Source organism: Rhodococcus quanlei (assembly GCF_055231015.1).
In genome coordinates this window covers 54626-77897 of record NZ_JBUYWD010000022.1, presented here as the reverse complement: position 1 = coordinate 77897, position 23272 = coordinate 54626, and the positions used below count along the sequence as shown (strand labels likewise).

Annotated in this window: 15 protein-coding genes and 1 pseudogene; 7 read left to right on the top strand and 9 right to left on the bottom strand. The window is 67.2% G+C overall.

Annotated features, from left to right (window positions below; genetic code table 11):
• The first annotated feature begins 43 nt into the window (after positions 1-43).
• From ACZI8Q_RS16100 to ACZI8Q_RS16075, 6 genes and pseudogenes are all read left to right on the top strand, one after another.
• A complete protein-coding gene (locus ACZI8Q_RS16100) occupies positions 44-403 on the top strand; it encodes a VOC family protein (protein WP_463374568.1) in 360 nt (119 codons plus the stop codon).
• Between the two features lie 76 nt (positions 404-479).
• Complete coding sequence (locus ACZI8Q_RS16095; protein ID WP_463374567.1) at positions 480-977, top strand: DUF6069 family protein; 498 nt, start codon at positions 480-482, stop codon at positions 975-977.
• 90 nt (positions 978-1067) lie between these two features.
• Positions 1068-1592, top strand: a pseudogene (locus tag ACZI8Q_RS16090) (N-acetyltransferase family protein); the annotation flags it as partial.
• 57 nt (positions 1593-1649) lie between these two features.
• The gene (locus ACZI8Q_RS16085) at positions 1650-2033 is read left to right on the top strand and encodes an ArsR/SmtB family transcription factor (protein WP_463374565.1); all 384 of its coding nucleotides are present in this window, start codon (positions 1650-1652) and stop codon (positions 2031-2033) included.
• Positions 2030-3130: an ACR3 family arsenite efflux transporter gene (arsB, locus tag ACZI8Q_RS16080; protein ID WP_463374564.1), complete on the top strand. Its 1101-nt coding sequence runs from the start codon at positions 2030-2032 to the stop codon at positions 3128-3130. Before ACZI8Q_RS16085 ends, arsB begins: the two co-directional genes overlap by 4 nt.
• 14 nt (positions 3131-3144) lie before the next feature.
• Complete coding sequence (locus ACZI8Q_RS16075) at positions 3145-3546, top strand: arsenate reductase ArsC (protein WP_463374563.1); 402 nt, start codon at positions 3145-3147, stop codon at positions 3544-3546.
• A gap of 51 nt (positions 3547-3597) precedes the next feature.
• On the opposite strand, the gene ACZI8Q_RS16070 is transcribed toward ACZI8Q_RS16075, so the two are convergent.
• The gene (locus tag ACZI8Q_RS16070; protein ID WP_463374562.1) at positions 3598-4086 is read right to left on the bottom strand and encodes an ArsI/CadI family heavy metal resistance metalloenzyme; all 489 of its coding nucleotides are present in this window, start codon (positions 4084-4086) and stop codon (positions 3598-3600) included.
• 89 nt (positions 4087-4175) lie between these two features.
• Here ACZI8Q_RS16070 and ACZI8Q_RS16065 point away from each other — a divergent pair, with 89 nt between their 5' ends.
• The gene (locus tag ACZI8Q_RS16065) at positions 4176-4547 is read left to right on the top strand and encodes an Rv2640c family ArsR-like transcriptional regulator (protein WP_463374561.1); all 372 of its coding nucleotides are present in this window, start codon (positions 4176-4178) and stop codon (positions 4545-4547) included.
• A gap of 17 nt (positions 4548-4564) precedes the next feature.
• Here the strand turns inward: ACZI8Q_RS16065 and ACZI8Q_RS16060 are convergent, their stop codons facing one another.
• Genes ACZI8Q_RS16060 through ACZI8Q_RS16025 form a run of 8 tightly spaced genes read right to left on the bottom strand, consistent with a single transcriptional unit; the run spans position 4565 to position 23268 of the window.
• A complete protein-coding gene (locus ACZI8Q_RS16060) occupies positions 4565-5992 on the bottom strand; it encodes an ABC transporter ATP-binding protein (RefSeq protein WP_463374560.1) in 1428 nt (475 codons plus the stop codon).
• 11 nt (positions 5993-6003) lie between these two features.
• Entirely contained in the window at positions 6004-6696 is a 693-nt protein-coding gene (locus ACZI8Q_RS16055) for an energy-coupling factor transporter transmembrane component T (protein ID WP_463374559.1), read from the bottom strand.
• On the bottom strand, positions 6693-7325 hold the full coding sequence (locus ACZI8Q_RS16050; RefSeq protein ID WP_463374558.1) for an MptD family putative ECF transporter S component: 633 nt from the start codon (positions 7323-7325) through the stop codon (positions 6693-6695). Before ACZI8Q_RS16050 ends, ACZI8Q_RS16055 begins: the two co-directional genes overlap by 4 nt.
• Positions 7322-9091: an ABC transporter ATP-binding protein gene (locus ACZI8Q_RS16045; protein WP_463374557.1), complete on the bottom strand. Its 1770-nt coding sequence runs from the start codon at positions 9089-9091 to the stop codon at positions 7322-7324. The genes ACZI8Q_RS16050 and ACZI8Q_RS16045 overlap by 4 nt, the downstream gene beginning before the upstream one ends.
• The gene (locus ACZI8Q_RS16040; RefSeq protein ID WP_463374556.1) at positions 9088-10863 is read right to left on the bottom strand and encodes an ABC transporter ATP-binding protein; all 1776 of its coding nucleotides are present in this window, start codon (positions 10861-10863) and stop codon (positions 9088-9090) included. Before ACZI8Q_RS16040 ends, ACZI8Q_RS16045 begins: the two co-directional genes overlap by 4 nt.
• Positions 10806-12749 (bottom strand): Gfo/Idh/MocA family oxidoreductase, encoded by a 1944-nt coding sequence (locus ACZI8Q_RS16035; RefSeq protein WP_463374555.1) that lies wholly within the window; start codon positions 12747-12749, stop codon positions 10806-10808. The genes ACZI8Q_RS16040 and ACZI8Q_RS16035 overlap by 58 nt, the downstream gene beginning before the upstream one ends.
• Entirely contained in the window at positions 12746-16591 is a 3846-nt protein-coding gene (locus ACZI8Q_RS16030; protein ID WP_463374554.1) for a methyltransferase, read from the bottom strand. The genes ACZI8Q_RS16035 and ACZI8Q_RS16030 overlap by 4 nt, the downstream gene beginning before the upstream one ends.
• On the bottom strand, positions 16588-23268 hold the full coding sequence (locus ACZI8Q_RS16025; RefSeq protein WP_463374553.1) for a non-ribosomal peptide synthetase: 6681 nt from the start codon (positions 23266-23268) through the stop codon (positions 16588-16590). The genes ACZI8Q_RS16030 and ACZI8Q_RS16025 overlap by 4 nt, the downstream gene beginning before the upstream one ends.
• Positions 23269-23272: the final 4 nt, after the last annotated feature.

The window sequence follows — 23272 nt, the reverse complement described above, 5'->3', positions numbered from 1 at the left end:
ATTTTTCCAAGCGTGCGGTGAACTGCGATGCGATCCTGAAGCGGTGATAAAGAGAATCATTCCTTATGCAGGTGGAGACGACATTGCCGCGTCCCGAGAGTTCTACGTCGAGGTTCTCGGGCTCGAGGTTGGGATGGACGATCCCGTGCTCGGATTGTGCTCGCCCACCAACCCCACCGCCCAGATCATTATTCCGCCGAGCGGGACGGAAGAGCCGCGACCACAATTCGGTGTCGACGTCGGTTCGCCTGCGGCAGTCGACGCGGCACACGACGAGGTCGTGCGCCGCGGCCTACGTGTCGTATACCCGCTCACCGACGAACCGTGGGGCATCCGCCGTTTCTTCGTCGAAGATCCGAGCGGCACCGTGATCAACGTGCTTGCACACCAGATCGACTCTTGACCTGAACTATTGTTGAGGTTGCACGGTTGTGTGACACCGCGAACAGGCGCAGGTGAATCCAACCGAGGAGAGTCGAATGTCTACCACAGCGAATCTCAGTGCAGGCGATAAATCCGGGGCAGCCGATAAATCCGGGGCCGGCGACCGTTCCGTGTCAGCCCATCCGTACGTACGCAACTTGTCTCGTTGGGAAGCGGTTGCGTTCGCGACGGCGGGGGCGGTGGTCCTCAGTGTGTTGGTGTGGGCGCTGTTCACCGCGTTCGGTGCCTCGTTCGAGGTGATGGACGGGAAGTCGGTTCATGCGGTAGGGGTGACCGGTGTGGCGATGAGTGCCGGGATTCCAGTGCTGATCGGCGTGACGCTCGCTGCACTTCTGTCCTACTTCCGGGTGTGGACGATCAGGGTGGCGCAGGTGATCGGTGCCGCTCTGCCGCTGGTCACAATCGCCGGATCGCTGTCTGCCGACACCGATGTCGCGACGAAGCTGGGGCTCGCGCTCATGCACGTGGTGGTCGCAGGGTTCGTCGTCGTGGGACTGGAACTGATGCGGCGACGCATTCTGGCGAAAAGTTAGTGCACGAAGTCGTGGTGGGCCTGCCGCACAAGGCAGGTCCACCACGCAGGTAGGCGCCGATACGATGGGTCGATGAGCTCTCAGGAATCGCCAGCCCTGGTCAGTGGCCTACCGTCGGTTGCAGACGACGTCACCGTCCGGCCGATGCGCGATGACGACTGGGATGCCGTTCGCCGCATTTTCGGCGAGGGAATTGCCACCCGCAACGCCACCTTCGAGACGGAAGTTCCCACCCAGGACGAACTGGACGCGCGGTGGTTGCCGAAGCACCGGTGGGTCGCGGAGATCGACGGTGTCGTGGTCGGGTGGGCGGTACTGAGTCCGGTTTCGACTCGGGCCATCTACTCCGGGGTGGCGGAGGTGTCGATCTACATCGCGGACGGGATGCGTGGCCGCGGCGTCGGCAAGGCTCTGCTGCGTGCCCAAGTGATCGACGCCGACAAAGGTGGACTGTGGACGTTGCAGACGTCGATCTTCCCCGAGAATCGCGCATCGGTTGCGGTGCATCGTGCGGCAGGTTTCCGCACCATCGGCACCCGTGAGCGCATCGCTCAGCTCGACGGGGTGTGGCGCGACACCGTGATACTCGAGCGGCGCAGCACGGTCGTCGACTAGGACTCGGCTAGGACGGCTCGGTTTGCCGCCTGATTCGACATCTGTCAATATCGATGCATGTCGAATCCATCGCCCGAAGAGGCGTGCTGTTCGCCGCTGGCGCGCGAACCCCTGACCGAAGACTGGGCCGGCGATCTGGCCCGCATGTTCAAAGCTCTCGGCGACCCCGTTCGTCTCCGTCTTCTGAGTCTGGTGGCCAGCCATGAGGGCGGCGAGGCCTGCGTGTGCGATATCTCCGACACGTTCGACCTGTCCCAGCCGACCATCTCCCATCATCTGAAGGTGCTGCGCGCCGCCGGTCTGCTGGGTTGTGAGAGGCGTGGGAGCTGGGTGTATTACTGGGTGAACCCCTCCGCGCTGCAACAGTTGTCGGCAGTTCTGCTGACCGAAGGTGATGTCGCGGTGCCATCCGAGACGTGCGGGTCGGAGGTGCCCGCATGAGTGAGGCAACCACCACCACGGAACATCCTGCCGTCGTCGGCAAACTCTCCACCCTCGACCGGTTCCTGCCGGTCTGGATCGGCGTCGCCATGGCCGCGGGCCTGCTCCTCGGAAGGGTGATCCCCGGCCTGGGCGACGCGCTCGGCGCCGTGGAGATCGACGGCATCTCGCTGCCGATCGCCCTCGGCCTGCTGATCATGATGTACCCGGTCTTGGCGAAGGTGCGCTACGACCGACTCGACACCGTCACCGGAGACCGCAAACTTCTCCTCGGCTCGCTGGTGCTGAACTGGGTTCTCGGTCCGGCCCTGATGTTCGCGCTCGCCTGGCTGCTGCTTCCGGACTTGCCCGAATACCGCACCGGCCTGATCATCGTCGGGCTTGCTCGCTGTATCGCGATGGTCATCATCTGGAACGACCTTGCCTGCGGTGATCGCGAGGCTGCCGCAGTCCTGGTGGCGATCAACTCTGTGTTCCAGGTGATCATGTTCGCCGTCCTGGGCTGGTTCTACCTCTCGGTCCTGCCGGGCTGGCTGGGACTGGAACAGACCACCATCGAGGCGTCGCCGTGGCAGATCGCGAAGTCGGTGCTCATCTTCCTCGGCATCCCGTTGCTCGCGGGCTTTCTCACTCGTCACTTCGGCGAGAAGGCCAAGGGTCGCGCCTGGTACGAGAGCACGTTCATCCCGAAGATCGGCCCCTGGGCGCTGTACGGATTGCTGTTCACGATCGTGATCCTCTTCGCTCTGCAGGGTGAGCAGATCACGTCGCAGCCGCTCGACGTCGTGCGGATCGCGATCCCGCTGCTGGCGTACTTCGCGATCATGTGGGGTGGCGGCTACGCCCTCGGCGCGGCGATGGGCCTCGGGTACGAACGCACCACCACACTCGCGTTCACCGCAGCGGGCAACAACTTCGAACTCGCCATCGCCGTCGCGATCGCCACCTACGGCGTCACGTCCGGACAGGCGTTGGCGGGTGTCGTGGGACCGCTGATCGAGGTGCCGGTCCTGGTCGGCCTCGTGTACGTGTCCCTGGCGCTCCGCAAACGATTCACTCAATCCGCTGAGTCCGCCGCCCAATCCGACCGCGCCTGAAGAAAGGCCTTTGCATGTCCACGAAGCCGAGTGTGTTGTTCGTCTGTGTCCACAACGCGGGTCGTTCTCAGATGGCCGCTGGATTCCTCGCCCACCTTGCGGGGGATCGGATCGAGGTCCGTTCCGCAGGTTCCGCTCCGGCCGAGACCATCAATTCTGCAGCCGTCGAAGCCATGAACGAGTTGGGGATCGACATTTCGGATCAGTCTCCGAAGATCCTCACCGTCGACGCGGTCGAGGCTTCCGATGTGGTGATCACCATGGGTTGTGGTGATACTTGCCCGGTCTTCCCCGGCAAGAGCTACCGGGACTGGGTACTCGAAGACCCTGCTGGTCAGGGCATCGAGTCCGTGCGGCCGATCCGTGACGAGATCAAGGCGAAAGTCGAAGCGCTCATCTCCGAGCTCGCCTCGTAACGCCGATGGTGTGCGCCCCCGACTCGGGCGCACACCATCAGTTCCGGCGGTTCAGCAGCAGGATGAGCCTGCCGGTTCTTTGTCTGCGTTGGCCGTGCCGCAGCAGGTTCCGGCCTCGGAATTCTCGGAGTCGGCGTGCTGGGGGTCGGGGTGCTGGGGGCTTGAACCGAACGTGTCGGAGTCGGCGAGAACGGTGTAGACCTCCCACTTCTCGCCGGCCGGGCCGGTGACCCACACCTTGTCCTGGGTGGCGAAGCAACAGGTGGCGCCGATCTCTTCGTCCGTGAACAGGCCCTCGTCGGTCAGGCGAGCGATTTCGCTGTGGACCTTTTCGCTGGATTCCACCTCGACGCCCAGGTGGTTGATCGATCCGCCCTTGCCGGGGTTCTCCAGCAGCACCAGCTTCAGGGGTGGCTCGGCAATCGCGAAGTTGGCGTAGCCGGGCTCGAGCTTGGCCGGTTGGGTGCCGAACAGCTTCGAGTAGAACTCGACCGACTCGTCCAGGTTGTCGACGTTCAGTGCAAGTTGAGTGCGTGACATGACTGCTCCTGTGTGGCATATATCGAATTACTGACAGATTCAGAATGGCACCTTTTCGACATATGTCAATAAGTGGGTACTATCGGGGTATGCCCAAGACACTGCCGGTAGTGGATATGAACTCGCCGATCTGTTGTTCCCCCGTGTCTGCGGGGGTGGTGTCGGATGAGGCGGCTCTGGAGATTGCGCTGCGCTTGAAGGCGTTGGCCGACCCGGTTCGGATCAGGCTGATGTCGATGCTGCTGGCGGCGGACGGCGGCGAGGCCTGCACCTGCGATTTGGCGGAAGGTGTGGGCTTGCGCGAATCGACGGTGAGTCATCACCTCGGTCAGCTCAAGAAGACGGGCATGGTGGCGTCCACCCGTAGGGGGATGAACGTCTTCTACAGTGCTCGTCCCGAATGCCTCGACGCGCTTCGTTTGGTGCTCGATCCGAACTGCTGCGCGCCCGCGTGTGAGTGACCGCGGCCGCGTTTCCATCAGTTGGACGGTGCCGTTAGCTCCAGTCGACGATCGGCAGTACGAGCGAGCAGGTCGTCGTCGTGGGTCACCAAGACGACGACGGCGCCTCGTCGCGCGGCTTCGACCATCACATGGACCAGTGCGTCCAGATTTCGTCGGTCCACCCCGGAGCTGGGCTCGTCGAAGAGGAGCACGTCACGGTCACTCGAGCTGGTCGCGGCCATCGCCAGGCGTTGCTGCTGGCCACCAGACAGTGCCAGCGGATGTTGATCTGCCATGGAGCCCAGACCGAAGCGGTCGAGGACCTCGGCCACCGACTCCGGGGAGATCCCTGTCGTGAACTCTGCTATCTCGCTCGCGACGGACGCGAAGAACAACTGACGGCCCGCGTCCTGATGGACCATCGCCGTCAGTGCGCGCCGTCGACGGCGTGAGACCACGGCCCCGTCCAGATCGACTCGGCCGCGATGACGCTGGAGTCCGGCGAGCACTCGCAGTAGCGTCGATTTTCCTGCCCCGTTCTCGCCGACCACCGCCGTCACCGCACCCCGCGGAAACTCCGCGTACTCGAGGTCGAGGATGGGTCTGCCGTCCGCTGTGCAGGTCAGATCCCGGACGGTCACGCCCGGCCGTGGTTCGGATACGGAGCCCGCAGATCCGACGACTCCGGCACCCCACGCGATGGCCGACGGAATCGTCGGAGCCGGCACCGACAGTGACCGCACACCGTGCGCAGCCAACTCACCGTCGTGGATCGCTGTTGGGAGAAAGGGGTTCCACTCCCGCTCTACGACCCCGTCGGAGATCACCATGAGACGATCGGTGATCGTGGCGATGGTATTCAGCCGGTGCTCGGCGATCACCATCGTGGTGCCGGTGGCCTTGACGGCGGTTAGGGCATCGAGTACCTCGCTGACTGCGGAGGCCGACAGATTCGAGGTGGGCTCGTCGAGGAGTAGCAGGTCGGGCTGGTGAACCAGCGAGGCCGCGATCGCCACCCGTTGCTGCTGACCCCCGGAGAGTGTCGACAACCGTCGATACAGCAACGGTGCCAACGACAGCTGCCTCACGACGGTATCGAGGTTCGCAGCGATCTGTGAAGACTCGATACCGAAGTTCTCCGACGCGAAGACGAGTTCGTCGATGACGGTATCGGCGAAGAACTGACGGCGAGGGTGCTGAGATACCACGCCGATGCGTCGGCCCAGGTGCCCGAACCTGGCGGTCGCGACATCGATGCCGGCAATGCACACCGACCCGGACAGATGCCCGTCGTGTAGATGCGGAACCAGTCCACTGCACGCGCGCAGCAGGGTGCTCTTACCGGAGCCGCTTCCCCCGCACAGGGCCAGAGTCTGGCCCGGTGGCACCAGCAGGTCCACACCTCGCAGACTCGCGCGATCGGCGACGCGGAAGCTCCACTTCAAGTCTCGGACGTCGATCATCGTCGACCCTTTCATGACACGGCCGCTACAGCGACGAAACTGCAATAGAACAGGAATGCGGCGAGAGCCAGGGTGACCCCGTCGACGGCGGTGAGTCGAGGAGCGCGGAAGGTGGTGGTCGGCCCGGTGTCCGCCAGGCCGCGGAGCAGGCCAGACGCTGTCAGGTCGTCGGCGATCCGCAAGCTCGACGTGATCGTGGGGACGACGAACTGTTCGATGACGAGCACCGGATGCTTCAGCACTTGGTCGGCTCCGGTCAGACGCCGTAGGCGCATCGCGGTCCATACCGCACGGGTCTCGTCGGCGACGATCGGAAAGAAGCGCAGCATCACGGTCGCGGGCACAAGGATGATCTTCGGTATCCGCGCAGCCCGCAGCGCAGCCGTGAAATCACCGATATCGGTGGTGGACAACAGATGCGCGACGACGCCACCCAGTACCGCCAACCGGAGGGCGAACGCCGCAAGGATCGCCACCACCCCGGCCGCAACCGAGTCGGTGACCGCGGGAAGCCCGTAGGCGACGGTGCCGAGTGTCGCCGCGGTGACACTCAGAGTCAGTGCGCGACCCCATGCCCGGATCGACAGGGCCAGAGCGCAGCCGAGAATCAATACAGCTGGTGTCCACACGGCGCCGCCGGGCGCGAACAGCAACAGACTCGACCAGGCGACGAGGATCAACTTTGTCCGCGGATCCAGCTTCACGACAGGCCGGCTCGGCGGAAGTGCTTGTCGAGCAGTCGCAGCCCGAGCAGCGCACCCATCAGTCCGAACGGGATGGTCGCCAACTCGACGCCGATCAGCACCGGAACCGACAGCAGTCTGTCGAGCGCATCGACGTACTCGGCGCTCATCTCCTGCATACCCGCGCCCTCGAGGAAGCCGGTGCGATCGTAGAACAGGGGGAAGAGCTGGCCCGCGGCCCACATGGAGAACACGGTGTACGCCGCGACGGCCGCGCCTCGCGAGCGATAGCGTCCCGCCCACACGATCACCTCGGCGACGGTGGCCAGGATCAGAAGCCAGCCGATTGCGACGATGGGATGCCCCGTCACCAGCAGGATGGCCCCGAACAGCCCGGCGAGCAGAAGGATCATGCCGGGCCGGTCCACGCGGGTGAGGAACAACATGAACGGGATCCCGCCGGTCACCAAGCCGCCCAACAGCCCGATCACCATCGTGATAGGGCTGAGGAATCCGAGGAAGTTGAACGCGAAGACGATCGTTGTATACAGGGCCGCGAACACCCCGACGGAGATCAGGTTACGGGCGGTCATGGTTGCCGCGGCGGCCCTTTCGGCGGGGGAGTCCGCCTGGATGGGTTCCGTGCTCACAGTTCATTCCTCTCGATCGTTTCCGAGGCTGCGTATGCGGCTCCGGGTCGCCACTGTTCGGCGGCGGTACGGTCGGCGAACAGACGGCGGTACGCGCCGTCGCCGGCCATCAACGTGTCGTGATCGCCGGACTGGACCACGGCGCCGTCTTCGATCACCAGGACGTGGTCGGCGTTCCGAACCGTCTCGAGTTGGTGGGCGACGATCACCACCGTCGACGACTCGGCGAGCATCATCAGACCCTCGGTGATGGCCCGGTTGGTGGGCAGGTCGACAGCACTCGTCGGCTCGTCGCACAACACGAGGGGGGCCTGCCGCAGTAGCGCACGCGCGATCGCTACTCGCTGCCGTTCGCCGCCTGACAGGCGCGCCCCGTTCTCACCGAGCGGGGTCTCCCACCCATGCGGCAGACGCTCGACGACCTCGGTCAGTCGCGCCACGGATGCGGCCCATTCGACGCGGCCGCGGTCGGCGTCGGGGTCGCCGATGACCACGTTGGCGAGCAGTGTGTCGTCGAACAGATAGACATCCTGGAAGATCAGCGACAACGAGCTGTAGAGATCGCGGGTCTGCAGGTTCCGCACGTCGATACCGCCGATGCGCACCGCACCCGAGTCGACGTCCCAGAGTCGGGCAATGAGCCTGACACAGGTGGTCTTGCCCGATCCGGACGGCCCGACGACCGCCGTCACCTGCCGATCGGGCAGCACCGCCGACAGGCGCTTCAGGACCGGTTCGTCACGGTCGTAGCCGAAGCTCACGTCGTCGAAGACGACCTCTGTGGACGGCGTCGGTGACGCGGGCCGGTCCGGCTCGGGCAGTGGTCGCGTCTCCAGCAGTTCGGAGACCTGCGAGATCTGTTCCGTGGAGGCGCGCAGCGCGGTGTTCATCGACGCGATCACTCGTAATGGGCCGACGACCTGCGTGATGGCCGCCAACAGGACTACGGCCGTGACCACCGCGCCGTTGTCGGAGCCGGTCAGCCTCCACATCGACAACGCAACCGCCACTCCGAACGTCGTCTGGACCGCGGTGCTCTGCGCGACCATCCCGAGCACCGAACCCCACTGCGCAGCTCGGGCGGCTTGGCGTCGTTCCTCGATCGCCGCACGCAGCGGCGCGTACTCGCGGTCGGCGACACCGGCCGCCCGCAGCTCGGCCTGGTGGTGTGCGAACTCGAGCACCCGCGAGTCGGTCTCGGCCGCTGTCTGCGCGAGTGCGGTCTCGCTGCGGCTGTCGCGTGAGGAGGCCCAGCGCGCGACCGCCGCGATGACGATGCCACCGACCATCAACGCCAGCCCCGTCCGCCAGTCGATGGCGGTCACGACGATCACCAGCACGATCGGCGAGGTCACGTTGACGATCATCGGAACCAGTACGTCCATCGAGGTCTGCGCTACGAACAGGGTGCCGCGCACCGCCAGATCGGAAGCGCGTCCGGCACTCGTCGCCGAGAACCAGCCGACCGGTAGTGCGATCAGTCGACGGCCGAGCCGCGTGTGCATCGATTCGATGACCTTCAGGGATGACCCGAAAGCGTCGACGGTTGCGGCCGCCAGGGTGGCGGCGTGTAGCGCGCACGCTGCGACCAGTGCACCGAACCAGCGTCCGAGATGCTGCTCCGAACCCAGTAACGACTGCAGGACCGGGACCATCAGAGCCACCGCAAGCCCGTGCGAGGCGCCGGCGAGAACCGAGAGCAGTAGCGTGCGACGGATCCGTCCGCGCCCCTCCGGTCCGGCGAGTCGGATCAGCGCCCGGATCATCGGTTTGCTCCCACGATCGCCGACGACCACATCCGGTGATAGAGCCCGCCCGCGGCGAGGAGATCGTCGTGCCGCCCGGTCTCGACCACTCGGCCGTCTTGGAGGACGACGATCAGGTCGGCGCCGGTGGCAGTCGTCAATCGGTGCGTCACCATGACGAGGGTCTGGCCGACGACCGCACGGTCGACGGCCTGTTGGACGCGGTGCTCCGCTTCCGGATCTGCAGCAGAAGTCGCCTCGTCGAGGACGAGTATCGCGCTGCCTGCCAGGATCGAGCGCGCCGCGACGACCCGCTGAGCCTCACCGCCGGACAGGTGGGCGTCAACACCCGCAACCGAGTCGAATCCGCTGGGTGTTGCGACGATCCGGTCGTACATGCCGACATCGCGGGAGACGTTTTCCACCTCGGTGCGGGTGGAGCCGGGTGCGGCGAGCGCGATGTTGTCGTGAAAGGACAGCCGTAGCAGCGTCGAGTTCTGCAGCATGGCGGTCAGATGGCGCCGTAGCCGTGTCTCCGGTATTCGTCGACGGTCGACGCCGCCGATCGTGATGGTTCCGGCGGTGGGTTCGCGCAGACCTGCCATCAGCGCGGCTAGTGTGGACTTGCCCGAGCCACTGGGACCGACCAGCGCGACGGTCGCGCCGTTCGGGATCGAGAGGGTGACGTCGTGCAGCACCTCCGCTCCACCCGGATACGCGTAGCGGACCCCGGCGAGCTCGAACGACCCGTCCATCGGTTCCGCCGCAGGTTCGGCGACGACACGGACCGGTTCTTGCAACACGTCTGCGATGCGCATGGCCGCCTCCTGCGCGGCACGGCGCGCCTGGGTGCTGAGCGCCACGGTGGAGATGCCGGCCGGGACCAGCATGGCCACCGTCGCGACCACGACCAGCTCACCGGGCGACGACCACCCGCGGTTGTGGGACCAGATGCCCACGCCCAGCACGGTTGCGGCGACGACCGGCGCGGACAGCGCGCTGACCGCAATCGACTGCGCGCGGATCTGAGGTTCGGCGATCGCGCGAAACGTGCGACGGAAGTGTTCGGAGGCACGTGCGAAGCGGCGGAATCCCTGCGCGTCGCGGGTGAAGACCTTGAGGACCGAGATGCCGTCGACGTATTCGACGACGGCGGTCGAAACGGATTGGAGCGCGTCGTTGATTGCGGCCATGCCGGTCTTCGCTTCCTTCCCGGCGAGCGCGGAGAACAGCACCGCGTAGAGGACCATTGGTGCGGTGGCCGCGAGCCCGAGTCGCCAGTCCAGCGCATAGCAAAAGATCAGACCGGCGGTCGGGGTGAGCACACCGGCGACGATCTCCACCAAGGTGTGGGCGACCAGCTGGTGCAGGGCGTTGACGTCGTCGTTCAACAACTGCCGGATGCTGCCGGAGGAACGGTCGGCGGACCATTCGAGCGGGAGGCGACCGATCCGATCGGCGAGCGTCAGCCGCAGCTCGGCTTGGAGCTGCACATCGGCGAGGTGGGAGATGAACAAGGCCAGTGCACCGAGCCCGGCGGACAATCCCAGACCGGTGACGAAGGCGACGATCGGACCGGTCAGGTCGTCGACGCGGCCGGACAGCGCCCGATCGATGAGGATCGCCAGCGCCCAGTACGGCACGATCGACAGCAGAGACGCGATTACCTGGACCACCAGGGCTGTCATGATCCGCCAGCGCACCGGAGTCAGTAGGGTCCAGAAAGCGCCGGCGCTCACCGGAGGGCGCCGATCGGTTCCGGCCGGGGTGCCCGCGCGCACAGCTGCTGCCACCAGTCCACGACCACCAGATGCTGTTGGGAGACGGGGGTGAGCGTCGCGTCGGCCTCCAGTACAGATCGGACGGACGCGTGGGCGGCGTTCGCCCACAACTGGGTGGTGTCCTCCACTGCGTCGGGATCTTCGTCGTCGGTGAGGTCGAGTGGGGGCGCACTTCCGTCGACGGCACGCTCTGGATGCGGTGTCCACCGGAGCGGCGCGTGGATGTGCGGCCAGGACAGTTCGCCGTCGCCGGTGACCACGGCTGCCGAGAACAGTGGATGGCTGTTGGCGTCCGGATCGTCGGGGTCGCGTCGATTGTTCACCGCGATGTCGACGGCGACCCCGCCCCAGTCGGCGGAGACCAGGAATCGCCCCGGTCGGACCTCGACGATCCGTCCCGGTTCGAGCGGGATGGCGGTGAGGCCGGCGGCGAGGATGAGCAGCGCGCGTTCGAGGACCTGCATGCTGGTTCGGACGGACACATGCGTGAGGTCGCCGCGTTCGCGCAGTCGTTGCATCGCCCGGATCCAGCTGCGGCTGGTAGCCAGATGCTCGTAGAAGCCGGTCGGTGCGTACCGGACCCCGTGTTCGGCGGCGAGGCGCAGATGTTGCCCGATCGCCTGTGCGTCGACCGGATGTTCCTGGAGGACCGACACTCCGGCCTTCAGTAGGTCGTCGACCACGGCATCGCCAGACCCTCCGACGATCTCGCTGCGGACCGCGACCACCGCGGCGTCGACACCGGAGACGGTGCCGTGAAGCGCCGGGACGCCCAGCGTGGCAGCGAGGTCGGTCGAGCGCGGACCGCCGACGCCGCCGACACCGGTCAGGGTGATCGGGCTCTGTCCGTCGGCCAGGGCTTGGGCGTAGACGCGTCCGAAGGTGCCGCCGATCACGATGGATTCGACCGTCTCGGTGGTGTCGACGTCGACGACTTCCGGCCAGGTCTCGGCGGCCGCACTCGTCGATGCCCAGCGGACCCCGGCGGCCTCCGCCGGGGCGGCGATCACGGTGGCGGCTGCGATGGCGCCGGAGAGGGCGTAGCTGTCGGTGACAGTGATACGGGCGCGGCGGGTCCCGGCTCGGCCGCGACCGGTCACCGCGATGGTGAAATACGGCTCGGTATCGCGATTGCGTTCGTCGTCGCGGGCGACGGCGAGTACCTCGTCGACGGTGGTCTCGCCGGAGACGAGACGGCTGATCGCGTCGGCGGTGGTCGGCGCGTCGACGACGTTGAAACAACGCAGTCGGGCCGGTCCGATGCGCGCGGCGGTGTCCGCGGACTCGGCGTCCAGGTGCAGGTGCACTGTCGCCGACTGGGTCGGTGGTACCGGCGGAGGAGACGTGTCTGCGACCGGTGCGCCGTCGACCCAGGCGCGGCCCGGCCAGCCGTCCGGATCGCTCACGCTGTGGGCGTACTCGACGATCGCGGCCTGGGACAACGGTTGCGCGCCGCCGCACAGTGCCAGGACGTCGGCACCAGGTTCGGCGACCTCACTGATCAGCCACGCCAGCAGCCCCGGTTGCACCCCTGCACCGAGAAGGATCGGCACAGTCGGCTCATGGCCGTCGAGTACGTCCAGGCACGGTCGGTCGCCGCCGACGTCCACGTAGGGGACACCGTGGGTGTTGCACAGGAGAGCGAGTTCCTCGGTGAACCGATACGACGGTCCGGCACAGGAGAGCACCGCGTCGGCGTCGTCGAAGTCGGCCGGCCAATCCTCCAACGGCAGGCGCAGATCGCGGACGGTGATCGTCGGTGCTGTCGCAGTGTCGATGTCCGGTGGCCCGCCGCGGGTGACGAGGAGCAGTTCGTCACCCGGGCCAAGCCGGGAGTTCAGGCACTCCGCGGCCGCGCGACCGACGGTTCCGCCGGCTCCGAAGACGATGATCTTCACCGGACCTCCCGTTCGCTCGCGAGCGGCGTCAGCTCCGCCAGCAGTTGCGCGACATTTTGTGCGTTTTCACCGGTCAGGCAGGTGAAATGATCGCCGGCGATATCGATGACACCGAGGCCGCCGACGCAGTGCGACCGCCAGAACACGGACATGTCCTCACCGAGGGACGGTAGATAGCTCATCGGTTTCTCCTGTCGAAGGAAGGTCGCGGGAGTCAGCATCACCGGCTGACGCCAGGCGGCGACCGCGGCGACGCTGTGGACGAAGGTTTCGCGCATGCCGAGCAGGACCTCGTCGGTGATGCCGTCGCGCTCGCCGGCGTTCAGGGCAGTGCGGACGCGTTCGGCGACGGTCGGTGGGGCTGCGCGGAGTGCTTCGGTCAGGCTCGCGGGAGCGTGGTCGCCGATGACCGCGGCGTTCATCGTTCGGTGACCTGCGGCGCGGGCGGCGGTGAGAGTCTGCCCGATCTGCTCGTCGTCGACGGCGAGCCCGAAGTCGGCAGGATGCCATCCGAGAGCTTTGGCGAAGGCGTAATCGGTGAGCACCTCGTCGGCCAACTGGAATGGGATGCGGTAGGAACTGATCACGGTGACAGCCGCGGTGGTTCCGTGCGACTCGAGCAGCGCCGCCGTTCCCGCGGCGATGAGTCCACCCATGCAGAATCCGACCAGGTGGAACGACGAGGGACCGAGGTCGAGCAGGGTCCTGGCATAGCGTCGCTGCAGGACGGTGAAGAGCTGTTCGACGGGGATATCGAGATAGCCGTCGCCGGGTGATCGCTCGATGCCGTAGACCCCGCCGTCGACGTGCTCGGTCAGCTGACCGATGAGATCCCGATATGGGCCCAGCCCTCCGGAGCCGTCATGGAAGAGCACGATCGGCGTAGCCGAAGAGTCGACCGGCGCCACGAGTTCGATCAGTCGAACGTCCGCGTCGGCCGACGCCGGTTCGACGGGTGCGGCCCACTGCGGTGCGTCCAGGCGAGCCGGTTCGGTGTCGGATCGGTCGGCGTTCGATGTCTCGTGGTGGTCCGTGAACCGGCGGGTGAGGGCGGCTACGCAACCCGCGACGGTGGGATCCGCCACGATCTGGCGATACACCCGGTCCCATGCCGAGGGCTCTGCCCAGTCCAGTTCACGGCGCAACCGCCCGACGCATCGCGCCAACAGGAGCGAGTCGCCGCCGAGCTCTACGAAGTCGGAGTCGGGCCGCAGTTCGTCGACGGGTACGTCGAGCACCTCGGACCAGATCTGGGCGACCTGCCGCAATGCGTTGGGTGACGGCGACGTGTTCCCGGTTACCCAGAACAGATGCTGGCCGGCGGTCTCCAGGGCGTGACCGGTCGGCGGATAGACGATCACCGGATCGCCGGCGAGGACCTCGCGCCATTGAGACAGCAGCAGGAAGGGTGACCACGATTCGGCGCGGACGTCTCGTCTGTCTTCCAGACCCTCTTTGAACTCCATGGTCGCCATCAGCGCCGCCGACGGTGCCGTGGAGTCGATTATTGCCAGCGCGCCGCCCGGGTTCAGGAGTCGGCGGAGCCGGTCGAGGGCGGCCGGAATGTCGCGTGCGTTGTGCAGCACATTGGCGCACAGGATCACATCGAAGCCGTCGCCGGTCTCGCCGGGAGGGCCCGCGTCGTCGTTCACGTCGAATATAGCGGTGCGGATCTGCGGCCAGCGCTGAGCCGCGGCGTCGAGGAAGAAGCGGGAGACGTCGGTGAACAAATAGTCGACGCGGTACCCGGCCAGCTCGGCGAGCACGGTCCGTGTGGTGCCACCGACCCCGCCGCCTACTTCCAGGATCCGCAGGGGAGACCGCGCAGATTCCGCGGCGGCGCGGATACCGGTCGCACAGAGTCCGTTGAGGTAGCGGGCGACCAGGTTGTCGTCGTACGCGGCGCGGGCGACGTCGAACTCGCCGTCGGGAAAGAGCAGCGCGAGCGGATCGACGCTGCCGTTCAGCAGGCCCTCCATGGAACGCAGGCACTCTTCCACGTACGCGAGCTGGCGGTCACCGTAGTCGATGTCGGCGGCCCGTCGGCGTACGTGCCGCCACCGCTCGAAGCTCTCGTCGAGCGGTGGCGGCGACCCGGTCAGGTAAACGCCGCGGTCACCGTGAGCGACCATGCCCGTGGCGGTGAGTTCGTCGATCCAACGCCGCACCAACGCGGTGTGTCGCCCGGCGCCGAGGCGCCGGGCCACTTCCTCCGCCGGCAGCGGTCGGTGCATCCCGGCGCGGGCGAGATGCCAGGCCATTATCTGCCGGACCGTCTGTTCGCTGTCAGCGGCCAGCTCCGCGACCGCTCGGCCGGTCGGGGCGAGTCGTGCGTGGGCGGCGGCGAGCGCGGTCTCGACATCTGTCACGACATCGGGCTCGCCGGGGTCCGCCGTACGACGCAGCCGCGCGACGAAGTCGACGAAGGCGGCGTCGAGCACGTCGGGGTCGAAACCGTCGTCGCGCGAGTCCCAGGCGATAGCCACGCCGTCGGGTAGTGGGGTGATTTGGATGTCGAGTAGAACCTGTGGGGTTCGGCTGCGTCCGGTTCCGGGGCGCGGAGTCAGGTAGCGCGGGGCCCGCGAGCCGGCGGCGTCGACGGTATAGGTGACCACCACGGGCATCACGGTTTCGGTGCGAGCGTCGTCGGCCAACCGGCGCGCCACCTCCATCCCGGAGAACGCGGAATACTCCAACGCTGCGAAGACGTCGTCGCGGACGGCTCGGACGGCCGCGTCCCGATCATTTCCCGATGGGAGGCTCACCACGAGGGTGGAAGTGAAGTCACCGACGATCCGCTCGACGTCTGCGACGAGCGGCTGACGGTCGACCCGCGTCATCATCACAGTCGACGCAGCGTTCGGTGAGTGCGCGGCCGCCACCGCGCCGAGCTCGGCCAAGATCAGCGCGACGGGCGTCGCCTCGAGTTGGGCGGCGTTCCCGCACAGGCGTTCCCATTCGCCGGAGGACAGTTGCTGCGAGCGTCGTGAATAGCTCGGTGGGATGTGGCGGTCGCGCACCGCTTCTTGTGTCGGTGCGGGTGGAAAGCGCAGGGGCGCCAGCATATCGAGGATTCGGTGGGACCAGTATTCCTCGGCGCTCCGTCGTAGCGCTCGATACTCGCACGTCGCGCGATGGCGACGGTCCGCCTGTAGATACTCCCTGAAGGTGGCTGCCGGCCGACGGACGGCTCCGCCGCCCAGAGCGCGGTCGAAGTCGTCGAGGATGGTCCGGATCCCGACGTAGTCGGTGACGAGCAGATCTACCGACAGGTGCAGCACTGCAGTGTTCTCTCCGAGCACTACGGCGGCGTCGAGCAGCGGTCGGTCCTCGGACGGGTCGTAGATGTGCCACACCAGTCGGTCTGCGAGGCGGTCGCCGGCCTCGTCGGCCGATGTCTGGTCGGGGTACTCGGTCACCTCCAATGGCACGTCCAACGTCGGGTCCACCCACTGTTCGAAGCGATCCGGGTCGATGCGCATCCGCAGCATGGGGTGTGCATCGACCACATGGCTCCACGCCGCACGGACCGCGCCGGCGCGGTCGGCGGCCAGGACTCCGGCCGCGGTCAGATCCAGGTCGAATTGGTGGTAGCCCTGGCAGCCGACTCCGCCGTCTGCGTACGCCGCGGTCCGGCCTACCAGGTAGGCGGCCTGGACTTCGGTGAGAGGAAAGCTCTCTCGCGACAGGTCGGTGAGCAGTGCATCGCGGTTGGCTACGATCGCCGCCCGGAATTCGTCCGTCAACGCCCCGTACGGCGCCCGGTAGTGCAGCCGTCCTGATTCGCGCCACAGCTCGATGCCCGCGGCGGTGAGTCGTCGATGAAGACGGTCGATCGTCACAGGACGCCCTCCTCGAATGTCGTGAACGATCCAGCGGACGTGATCGATTCGGTCGACATCGAGTCGACGAAGTCGCCGAACCGAGGGTTCTCCAGAAGCGTGCGCAGCGAGAGACCGTCGACGCCGTCCTCGGTGAGGCGTCGCATCAGTGCGGTGGCCTTGAGCGAGTCACCGCCGGAAGTGAAGAAGTTCGTATCGGAGACGACGTCCGGTACCCCGAGAATCGACGACCAGGCGCGTGCGACTCGTTCGGCGATCGCGGATTCACCGGCGACGGGGGACGCGTCGTCGACACGGCAGTCGCGCAGAGTAGCGGTCAGTTCGTCGAGGCAACTACAGACATCGTCGGCGAGGAACAGTTCGGTGACGAAATCGGCCGTCAGGCGCAGTCCCGCGCTGTTGTCGGTGACCTGCAGGTCGAGCGCGACCTGCGGGGTCTGCGATCGCACGTGTTCCAGCCGTCCGAACAGATGCTGTTCGATGTCGACGCGGCCCGTCGGGGACAGGCCGAGGCCCGACGTGAAGACGATCGGGAAGAGTGCCTCGACCGGTGTCCCGCGCGACGCCAGCAGGTGCCTGCAGACCTCGGTGGTTGCGTACTCGGGCTCGCTCATCCCTTGGACCACCGCCCTCTGCACGGTCTGGACCAGCACGGGGAAGTCGGCCGCAACGTCGTCGATTCCAGCCAGGAACAGGCGGGTGAAGTCGCCCGCGATGCCCGCAGCCGTGGGTACCCCTGGGTCGCGGTCGAACTGGGTGACGTTGACCGTCAGCGCGTCGGTCGACGCCCACCGGCCGATGGCGCGGACGTAGGCCGCCAGGACGACGGCGTTCGACGAGACTCGCCGACTGGCTGCCCAGCGTCGAATCCGGGTCCACTGAGCCGCCGGAACGAGTGTCTCGACGCGGTCGAAGCGCGGTGCGACGACGTCGGTCAATGGTCTGCTCCAGACTTTCGGCGGCGGCGGGAGTTGCGCGACGACTGCGGCCAGCCGCGCATCCGGCACCGTCGGCCGCACGAGTTCCATGTGGTCGGCGAGGTAGCCGGCCAGCGTGAGTTCGACCGGCGGCGCGAGGGATTCGCCGCGGTAAGAGCGGCTGAGCTCGTCTAGCACGAGGAACATCGACTGGCCGTCGAGCCAGAGGTTGTCCATCCCGATGCCGACCACGGATGTGCCGTCGACTGCGGGGCCGACGCGAACCCGCAGCGCACCGGGCACGGTCGGGTCGATCGACTCGGATTCGGTTGCCGCGCGCGGATCCGTGCACGACTGCGGCGCCGAGTTCGCGTGTCCAGCGACCACTTCGCCTGTCCAGGCCTCGATCACCCGCGAACGCAGTGACGGATGACGTGCGACGACCAACGTCACCGCACGAGTTAGGGCCGCCATGTCGAGGTGTTCGACCGTCAACTCGAAGTAGCAGTGGGCGCTGTTGCCACCGAGGATCTGCTCCGGGTCGCGGCCTGCCAGGTAGGCGCGCTGGACTGCGGTCAGTGGAAACCGGTTCGCATCGCCCCTGACGTCGTCGACCGCCGGATCGGTGAGCAGTCTCGCGCAGAAGTCGCCGTACCTCGGGGCATTGAACAGATCCACCAGCCGAGCGTCGGTGAAACCGTCGGCGGTCAACCGGGAGATCATCCGGGTCCCATTCAACGAGTCGCCGCCGACCTCGAAGAAGTCGGTGTCCGGTTCGGGGTCGGTCGGCAGCGCCAGGCAGTCGCGCCAGGCGATGGCGATCCGTGTCGCGTCGATCGAGGACACGTTCACCTGCGGCACAACAGGTTCGATGGTGGGTTCCGGTGTGCGCGGCGACGGCGCACAGACGTGTGCTCGAACGGATACCAGGCCGCCCTGTTCGACGGCGCGCACCGGGGTGAATCCCTTTTCCCGTAGCGCTGAGCACCAGTGCCAGAGCGGCGCGTCGACGCGCTGATTCAGCACACCGGGGTTCAGGATCGCCGCCGAGAGCAGGATCGCTCGGCTGTCGAGCGTCGGCTCGCACACCCAGAGCACGGTGTCGGCACTGCGCGGCACGCGGGCGAGCAGCCGAAGGATCCGGGGGTCGCGGTGTGCGGCCGCGCCGATCACGACGACGTCGGCCTCCGTAGCGGGCGTGTCGGTCCGCACCGGCAGGCCGCGCCTATGGGCGATGTGGGCGAGCAGTCGGTCCGGTTCCACGCACTGCCAGCGGTGGTCCGTTCCGGACGCGACGAGCAGGCGGCTCACCGTGTCGCCGATCGAGGCGCCGAGTTCGACGACCCGCACCTCTCGACCCAGAGTCCGCGCACGGTCGACGATCTCGCCGGTGACGTCTTCGATGAACGACGCGAAGGCATCCATCGCGGCGAGCATGGCGTCGGGAGCCAGACGTGGGTGCTCGAGCAGGGAGGTCTCCGGTGCCGATCCGTCGAGGATCGCTGTCAGATCGACGATGTCACCGGTGGTCCAGCGCGGCTTGCCGTCGTCCGGATACAGACCGGAGCGATGCCGATCCGCGATTACGCGCAACAGCGTCGTGTTCGGCCCACCGTCGGCGGCCGTCCCCGAGCCGAAGCGTCGGTGCAGAGCGTCGAGCACTTCGTCGGTGGTCAGCAGACCGCTCGTCGGCGGCTCCGGGAGCGCAGGGGACTCAGAGGGCGCAGGGGACTCAGAGGGCGCAGTGATCAAACCCAGCCGTTCTGTGAACCGTCGCTCGGCGTGGTCCAGGAACGCCTCGTCGAGCACGGATTCGGGGTGATCCCAGCGGATCTCGATACCCTCCGGATGGTCGAGCACCTGGCAGTCGATCAGGACTCCGGGTGTCGCGGTCAGCGACCACACCGGCTCGAGGGCGGCATCGGTCGTCGAATAGTCCAGCCCCAGAGTCGAAGTGAATACGATGCGGTGGTCACCGCGCCCGGCGACGGGCGCAGGTGCGGTTCCGGCGCCCTGGCCGACCCGATCCCACACTTGCGCTCCGGTTCGCTCCGGGACGTCGTCGGCCCCGACAGTCACTGTTTCCAGGTGGGTGAAGTTGCCGAGTAGCTCCACCGAACCCGCGCCGGGGGTGCTCTCCGGCGGCCGGTACGAGACCGGGACGGTGACCCGGACGCGGGGGGCGCCGAGCGCATCGCCCAGTGCCGCACCGAAGGTGTGCAGTAGCAGCACGCTCGTCGTCACCCCGGCACGGTCAGCGGTGTGGCTGAGCCCGTCCACATCGGTCACCAGCATGCGTCGCGAGGTGAACGGTGTGGTGTCCGACGAGACGGTGTGGACTGGTAACCGCAGGTCTGCGGGGGTCTTCGGTGCGTCGGCGGCGGCGGCCTTGGCCGGGAGGGTACGGGCGTGTGTCGCGAACGCGGTCAGCCCAGGGTCCACGTGGGGCGGGATCTCGCCGCCGTCTGCCACCTCGAGCACGGCCGAGATGAAGGTCGCCAGGCTGCGGGCGTCCAGTGCCAGGTAGTCGACGGCCAGCCCCACCTCGTCCGGATCGAGGTCGGAGACGACGACCGAGCAGACGCTGTCCAGTCGGTGTCGTGGCAGATACTCGCGCAACGGTGTCGTCACCTGCAGGAGTGGGACCTCGGCGGCGTGGGCGACACCTTGCTCGCCGTCGCCGATTCGTCGGCATCGGAGTCCGTCCCAGGCATCGGTGAGCCGCGTGACGGCTCGATGCACGTCGTCGCTGCGGAGGTGACCCGGGAGTGCGAGGACGAGCGCGAACAGGGTGTCGGACCGCACCTGGCCGTCGAGGCCGTCGCGGCCGAGCGCGTAAGCGCGCTGCAGGGGTGCGAGCGGGAAGCGTTCGACGGAGTCGTCAACCGAATCTGCGGAAGTGACCGGACTGCTGCTGCTCGGGGTTGCGGGGCCACGGGCGGCCAGGACCTCTGCCAGCCCACCCGCGGTGGGTGCCTCGAGCACATCGGCAACCGTCACCGCGTAGCCGACGTCGGCGAGGACGCGGCACAGCCGGGCCGCGGCCAGACTCTCACCGCCCGCGGCGAAGAAGTTCGTCTGCTCGTTCACATCGCCGGGCAGCAGATCTGCGAACGCACCGACGACCAGCACGGTCTCCGGGCTGGTCGGCCGGTCCTCGTCGGCGGTCACACGATGAGCGTCGGCGGCGTGTGCGGCGACCGCGGCCCGATCAACCTTCCCGTTGCCGGTGACCGGCAGGCTGTCCCAGATATCGATTCGAGTCGGCACCATATGCGCGGGCAGCATGCCGGACGCTGCTGCGACGATATCCTCGCCGTCGAGGTGTCGCGATGCGTTGTCGGTGAGGACCACTCCGGCACCGAGAGCGGTGTTGTCGCGGAACGGGAAGACGACGGAGTCTGCGACCTCCGGCACCCTCCTCAGGTGCGCCTCGACGTCACCGAGTTCGATGCGGTGACCACGGATCTTCACCTGCGCGTCGTTGCGACCGTGGATTACGAGCACGTCGTCGCCGTCCCAGTGGCCCAGGTCGCCGGTTCGGTACCAGCGTCGATCGTCGTGCTCGACGAATCGGTCGGCGGTCAGTATCGGGTCGCCGAGATAGCCGCTGGCCAGGCTCGCCCCGCCGATCCACAATTCACCGACGACGTGGGCGCCACAGTCTCGGCCGGATGCGTCGGCGACCCGATAGCTCTGGCCGGTCAGCGGCGCGCCGTACGGCACTGACACCCAGTCCGGCCGCAGTACCGTGTCGGTGTCGACGAGGAACTCGTTGGACCAGATGCCGCCCTCTGTCGCGCCGCCCATTGCCACCAGCGTCGCCTCGGGGGCGATCGCTGCGAGTCTTTCGTAGAGCCCCCGATCGATGCGGTCGCCGGAGCACAGTACGCGGCGCAACGGTAGCGGCGGCGTCTCCGGACCGGCGGCCGCGACCAGCATCTCGGCGAGCATCGGGGCGCTGTTCCAGATCGTCACCTGGTGCTCGTCGATCAGACGGAGCCAGGAGAACGGGTCCCGCGAGTCCAGGTCGCCCACGCAGATCAGGCGACCACCGGCGCCCAGCACGCCGAAGACGTCGAAGACGCTGAGATCGAAGGCCATTGCGGCGACCGGAATGAGGGCATCGTCCTCCTCGATGCGGTTGCGGCCACGGACATCGCGCACCGTGTTGGTGGCCGCCGCGTGCGACATCACCACGCCCTTGGGGGTGCCGGTAGAACCGGAGGTGAAGATGACGTAGGCCGGATCGTCCAGCCCGACCTCGCGAACGACGAACTCGTCCGAGACGGCAGGAATGTCAGGACCGGGAACATCGTCGGTACCCAGCACGACGACCGGCCGCGCAGCCTCCATGATCGCTGTTCGTCGCGGAGCCGGAAGCCCCTCCGGCATCGGCAAATACGCGCATCCTGCGTACAGCACGCCGAGCGCGGCGATGATCTGGGCAGGGCCTTTCGGCAAGTCGAGCGCGACGATGTCGTTGGCGTCGGTCCGCCGCACCAGATCGGCGGCCAGGTTTTTGGCGAGCGCGTCGACTTCCCCGTAGGTCAACTGCTCGTGTACTGCGGTGAACCGGTCGCCGTTCCGGTCGGCGCACACGAGCGCCACGCGGTCCGGGTGCCGGGCTACTGTCGCCCGGACGTCCTCGTGCAGAAATCCGCGCGACAGCCGTTCGGTGCCGGCCAGTAGATCGCGGTGCCGGCGCACCCGGGTCGGCAAGGCCACCAGGTCGGTGAGCTTCGTCGAGCGGGCCCGCTCCGGGGTCCACTCCGCGAGTGCTGTGACGGCTTCGACCGTGGTGGCGAAAAGTTGCTCGGCGACACCGTCGGCGAGCGCACCGCCGCGCACGTCGAATGACAGGCTCACCTCCTCTGCAACGAATCGGTAGACCTGGAAGTCGATGATCACCTGGGGTGTCGACGATCGGATCATCGTCGGGTGTCCGAGGAGTTCGGTTGCTGCGGTGGGCAGGACCGGACGGTCGGCGCTGTAGGTGAGGACATAGGGGGCGAGGCCGCGATGGCCGGACCCGGTGGCGACGGCGTGCCGCAGTTCGTCCACCGCATCGACTCCTCTCGCGATCCGGTAGCGCAGTTCGGCGGCCGAGTCGGTGAAGGATTCGGCGGCGTTGCGGTCGGGTCGGTCGAGGCATCGGGCAGCGTAGATACGGGTGCGATCGAGGATGTGACACTCGGTTCCTGCCACGGACAGGCCTGGCACGGTGACGATGAAGTCGCGGTTCTCGTCATCGGTCCATCGGCGCAGCGCCTCGGCGTATACGGCGAGAAGTATGGCGGCGCGGGTGACGCCGAGTTCGTCCGCGAGGTCGCCCAGTCTGGTCCACGCCTGCTCATCGATCGTCGTGGCCAGGCGTGTCACCTTCGGATCGGGCGGGGCAGTCCCCGCGGTGGGTGCTGGGAGGGTCGGCGGGTCGAGGAGTTCGTCTACGCGCGTGGCGAGGACGTGTCCGGGCACGCTCGGAAGGTGCGGCGTGCGGCCGTCGAGCGCGGCGCGGACGTCGGCATAGTCGATGCGCGGTCCGGGTTCGGGTTCGCTGTCGGAGGCGCGGAGCGCGGCGATGTGAGTGGCGATCTCGGTGCACAGCACGGTGATGCCGACCAGGTCGGCGACCGAGAGGGCCACCGCGAGATGGATCACCGAACGTCCAGGATCCAGCAGGGAGAGTTCGACCTCCCAGGTGTGACCGTCGGCGAGGTCGAAGTAGATGCCCGCCATCCGCTCCCGGATCCGCGTCATCGCG